At 68.0% G+C, this 1,545-nt stretch carries 2 protein-coding genes and 1 pseudogene; 1 reads left to right on the forward strand and 2 read right to left on the reverse strand.

From position 1 onward, the window contains the following. The coding region (locus ACFP9U_RS24955) for a hypothetical protein (protein ID WP_378625570.1) at nucleotides 1-187 on the reverse strand (187 nt) is incomplete at its 3' end. Nucleotides 188-196: 9 nt separating this feature from the next. After that, the gene (locus tag ACFP9U_RS24960; RefSeq protein ID WP_378625572.1) at nucleotides 197-481 is read right to left on the reverse strand and encodes a succinate dehydrogenase assembly factor 2; all 285 of its coding nucleotides are present in this window, start codon (nucleotides 479-481) and stop codon (nucleotides 197-199) included. Nucleotides 482-577: 96 nt separating this feature from the next. Between ACFP9U_RS24960 and ACFP9U_RS24965 the strand changes: the two are divergent. Next, nucleotides 578-1,545: pseudogene (locus ACFP9U_RS24965) on the forward strand (ATP-dependent DNA helicase RecG); the annotation flags it as partial.

Raw genomic sequence — 1,545 nt, forward strand, 5'->3', positions numbered from 1 at the left:
GCAGCGCCTCGGCAACCGCGGGCAAGCGCTGTCCGTCGCGCAGCACGAAGACGAGCGGCCCCTCCGGCGCGATCTCCGCCGCCAGTTGCGCAAGCGCGAAAGCCTCGTAGCCGTCGGCGACACCGTCTACGATCACCGCGCCGTTTCGGCCCCGCGCAACGCCGATGGGTTCAATCAGGTCCGTCATTCCGATTGTTCAGCCTTGCGCGCCGCAGGAAACGCGGACGCGGGAAAAGAGCTCCGTATCATATTGCTGCGGCACCGCCTTTTCGCCGGTCACCCAGGGAAGGAGCGTCGTGTCGGGAACCTCCAGCAGGGCCTCGAACACCGCCAGATCCTCGTCCGATAGGGCGGCGATATGCCTGTCGGCGAAACCGCCCAGCACCAAATCCACTTCGCGCATGCCGCGCCGCCAGGCGCGTATGAGCGCGCGACGCCTGCGCGGATCGAGATCGGCGCTCGAACGGGTGGTTCCGGTCATCAGCACAATGCCTTTCAGTCTGCGTGGCGCATATAGCGTGTGACAAGGGCGCTGTCAGCCTTGCGCAGCGGCTTTTGTTCCATAAGCATAGACCGTATGCGTCCTTCGCTTCTCGACCCCCTGTTCGCCCCGGCCACGAGCCTCGACGGCATCGGCGGCAAGATTGCCGGGCTGATCGCCAATGTCGTGCCGGCGGACCTCGCCGGCCGCCCCTTGCGGGTGGGCGACCTTCTGTTCGTTCTGCCGCACTCGCTCATCGACCGCACCAACCGGCCGGGGGTGGCGCACGCGCCGCAAGGAGCGATCGTCACGCTCGATCTGACCGTCGGTCGGCACCAGCCACCGCCGCGCGGCAAGAAGAACGTCCCCTATCGGGTCTTCGCATTCGACGACACGGGCGAGATCGCCCTCACCTTCTTCCACGCCCACCAGCCCTATCTCGAACGGCAGCTGCCGATCGGCGGACATGTGCTGGTTTCAGGACGGATGGACTGGTTCAACGGCCGTCCGTCCATGGTCCACCCGGATTATATCATGCCGGCGGAGGAAGCTGCCGCACTGCCGCCGCTGGAGCCTGTCTATCCGCTGACGGCGGGCCTTTCGGCAAAGGTCCTGCGCCGTGCGGTCGCCCAGGCGCTGGAACGCCTGCCGGACCTGCCGGAATGGCAGGACGCCTCCGTGCAGGAGCGCCTCGGCCTGCCCTCCTTCGGCGCCGCCCTGCGTCGCCTGCACGCTCCGCAGAACAGCGAGGACATCTCGCCCGAAGGCGAAGCATGGCAGCGCATCGCCTATGACGAGTTTCTGGCCAGCCAGCTCTCGCTCGCTCTGGTGCGCCCACGCACGCGCAAGCTGGCCGGCAGGCCGCTCAAGGGTGACGGCACGATCACGGAGTGCATGAGGGCCGCCCTGCCCTACGCGCTCACGCCGTCGCAGGAACGGGCAGTCGCCGACATTCAGGAAGACCTGGCACGCCCGGAACGCATGCTGCGCCTGCTCCAGGGCGACGTCGGAGCGGGCAAGACGGTGGTCGCGCTCCTGGCGATGGCGCGCGCGGCGGAGGCCGG

Source organism: Nitratireductor sp. GCM10026969 (assembly GCF_042660605.1).
GTDB lineage: Bacteria > Pseudomonadota > Alphaproteobacteria > Rhizobiales > Rhizobiaceae > Chelativorans.